At 67.3% G+C, this 3038-nt stretch carries 4 protein-coding genes; 2 read left to right on the top strand and 2 right to left on the bottom strand.

The features are described 5' to 3' along the window. Together WEB06_04595 and WEB06_04590 are read right to left on the bottom strand one after the other, a co-directional pair. The coding region (locus tag WEB06_04595; GenBank protein ID MEX2554892.1) for a heat-shock protein HtpX at positions 1 to 416 on the bottom strand (416 nt) is incomplete at its 3' end. Positions 417 to 437: 21 nt separating this feature from the next. Beyond that, a complete protein-coding gene (locus WEB06_04590) occupies positions 438 to 974 on the bottom strand; it encodes a methylglyoxal synthase (protein ID MEX2554891.1) in 537 nt (178 codons plus the stop codon). Positions 975 to 1107: 133 nt separating this feature from the next. On the opposite strand from WEB06_04590, the gene WEB06_04585 reads away from it, so the two are divergent. Both WEB06_04585 and WEB06_04580 read left to right on the top strand, forming a co-directional pair. Further along, positions 1108 to 2286, top strand: a complete 1179-nt coding sequence (locus WEB06_04585; GenBank protein ID MEX2554890.1) for an ATP-binding protein — start codon at positions 1108 to 1110, stop codon at positions 2284 to 2286. 286 nt (positions 2287 to 2572) lie between these two features. Then, positions 2573 to 3038 (top strand): CAP domain-containing protein (locus WEB06_04580; protein MEX2554889.1); only part of this gene is annotated, 466 nt, incomplete at its 3' end.

The raw sequence follows: 3038 nt of genomic DNA, 5'->3' as shown, positions 1-3038 counted from the left end.
CCCCCCCCCCCCGACGCGGTCTTCTGGTCGAGGCGGTCCAGGAGATCGGCCACGCGCAGTCCGATCTCGTCGATCAGCTGGGCGAGATCGGACGCGGACATCAGCTTCGGGTCGGGAAGCCCCCAGTCCTCGGTGGGCTTCCCGGTGACGGGGCACTCGTCGCCGCACCCCATGGTGACCACGACGTCCGCCCAATCTGCGTCCTCGGTGGTGAGCCGGTGCGGGATCTTCCTGCTGACATCGAATCCTCGGTCGGCGAGCGCGGCCGCGACGTGTGGATGGACCTCGTCGGCCGGCCGGGTCCCCGCCGATCGAGCCTCCCCCGCACCGCCGCCGAGCGCATCGAAAAGCGCTTCGGCGATCTGGCTGCGTCCCGCGTTCTGGATGCAGACGAAAAGCACGCGATGGTTGTTCACGACGCCCGTATGGTACGCACCTCAGCGCTGCGGCGGAGGACCGTCTTCGCCCGGCCGGGGGGCGGCCAGCATCAAAACCCTTTCGACGACTACGTCGTCCAAACCCTGAGCCGCGCCGGGCTCACGGTCCGCGATCTGCGAAAGGTGGTGGAGAAGGATCTCCGCGGCCACTCGGTTGGTTGCGACCGGGATCGGCTCGAGGTCGCACACCTTCAGCGTGGTCATCAACGCCGGCTCGGACGGGAGGGCGGCCAGCGGGTCGTGGAAGAAGATCACGGCGTCGACGCGACCCTCGACGATCGCCGCTGCGATCTGAAGGTCCCCACCGAGCGTATCCGGCGCCGTGACCTCCAGGTCGAGCCCGGGGTCATCGACTGCGGCCGCGGTGTCTTCAGGAGCCAGGAAACGAAAAGCGTGCGTGAAGCCCGCGTGAGCGCGCATGAACCGGGCAAGCTCATCCTTCTTCGCGTCGTGTGCGATGAGCGCAACCGTGATCACCGGCCGTTGGGCCGACGGATGAAAGGGAGTCCGCCTCCCGATCTGCCGCACGATGCCCACGCCGCCGACCCTAGCCTAGGCAGGTGGCACCGATCCGAGGCCCAGGTGACGGGCAGGTGAACTCTCCGGGAACGGATCCGCGCGCTGACCTACACTGCGTTGGAGTGAACGCGACGAGCCGCCCGGAGCTTGGATGCTGATCGCCGTTCTGCTCGCGATCGCCGCCTCGGTCGGGTTCGTGGCCGCATTGCTCGCTCGGAGGCGCCTCGCCGGCCGTCTCGTTGCGGAACGGAGCGGCGCCGCGGTGAAGGCCGCCGAGTTCTCGGCTCGGTTGGGGGATGCGGAAGCCGACCGGCGAACCCGCGACCTCGTGCTCGCTGCGCTGGACGAGGGCGTTGTCCTGCTGGACGAACGGGGAGGCATCCGGTACGCGAATCCCGCCGCCTTCACGCTCCTGGGCCGGATGGCCGCCGACTTCCCCCTTGCCGCCCCGGGGGCGGCGCAAGAACCGTTCATCCCTCCGGTGCTCCGACGTCTCGTGGCCCAAGCGTTCGAGGTGGGATCGGCGCGCGAACAAGAGATCGAGATCGGCCAGCGCGCGCGAACGGTTCTTGTGTCGGCGTTCCCCGCAGGCGGCGAGGGGCTGGTCCTGCTGGTTCTCCGCGACGTCACGGAGGCACGCCGGGTGGACGCGATCCGCCGCTATTTCGTCGCCGCCGCATCCCATGAGTTGAAGACCCCCGTCGCCTCGATCCAGGCGGCGGCCGAGACCTTAGGGCACGCGCTCGAGGAGGATCCGGAGGCCGCGCGTCGCTTCGCGGGTCTCCTGCTGAGCGACTCGGAGCGGCTTTCCCGCATCGTCATGGATCTCCTCGACCTCTCGCGGCTCGAGAGCGAGCGCCCCGTACGTGAGGCCGTCCGCCTGGACCTGCTCGCGCACGAAGAGGTGGACCGCGTCGGAGAGCGGACGCGTGGCGCCGGCCTCATCGTCGAGCTGGCCGCTGAACCGGTGACGGTGAGAGGATCGCGCAAGGACCTCGCGCTGGTCTTCAGCAATCTGCTCGACAATGCCGTTCGCTATACCCGGGAAGGCGGCACGATCCGCGTTCAGGTTTCGGGGGCGCACGGCGAAGCGCGCGTCGTGGTGTCCGACACCGGGATCGGCATCCCGTCGCGCGAGCTCCCACGGATCTTCGAACGCTTCTACCGCGTTGATCGGGCTCGTTCACGAGAAACCGGCGGCACCGGTCTCGGCCTCGCGATCGTCAAGCACATCGCGGAGCAGCACGACGGTCACGTGGAGGCGAAAAGCGAGCTCGGCAAGGGATCCACGTTCGAGGTGACTATGCCGTCTTCGGCTCCGATACCGTGACGTAGTTCCCCGATGTTCACCCGGCGTTCGCCGCCGCGGGCGACGGTGCGATCGCCCGGACGGTCGACACCGTGCGCGACTTCCTCGCCGGAGCCAAACGATCCTGATCCGTGTTTCACCACTCTGCGTGAGCATCTTCGACCGGCGGCTCACGTGAAACTGCAGGTCGGGCTTGCTCTACAAAAAGTAGGTCTAAAGTCACGCTACGTAGGGTCCGAGTCCCCCATGCATGCAGGACGCCGGATGCACTTGCTTAGGACGTTCGACATCCGTATCGTTCCGCGCGGTGTCTGGGGGGAAGACCCGTTTGCGGGTCCTCGCAGCCCTCGTCGGCGCTCTCGTCTTCACCGCATCTTCCCCCTTCCCTAAGGCGAACGCGCTCACGTCCGACGAGGGCTCATTGCTGTCCTACACGAACGCGTCGCGGGCGCAGTACGGGAAGGCGAAGCTCACGCTCTCGAGCGATCTTGTCTCCGTGGCGCGCAAACACAGCGCAGAGATGGCGGCCAAAGGCGCCATCTACCACAACTCAAGCATCGGCAGCGACGTAGACGATTGGAAGAAGATCGGCGAGAACGTCGGCCGCGGCCCTTCGGCGAAATCCGTGCATCAAGCGTTCATGGGGTCGAGCTCGCATCGCACCCACATCCTCGAAGGCGCGTACAACCGGATCGGCGTCGGTACCGTGTGGAAAGGCAGCACGCTCTACGTGACCGTGATCTTCGTCGATCCGGTCGGCGGCACAACCCTGG

The sequence above is a fragment of the Actinomycetota bacterium genome (genome assembly GCA_040905475.1).
Lineage (GTDB): Bacteria > Actinomycetota > AC-67 > AC-67 > AC-67 > DATFGK01.
Note: the sequence above shows the minus strand (reverse complement) of the source record. Positions and strands in the feature narration are given on the sequence as shown.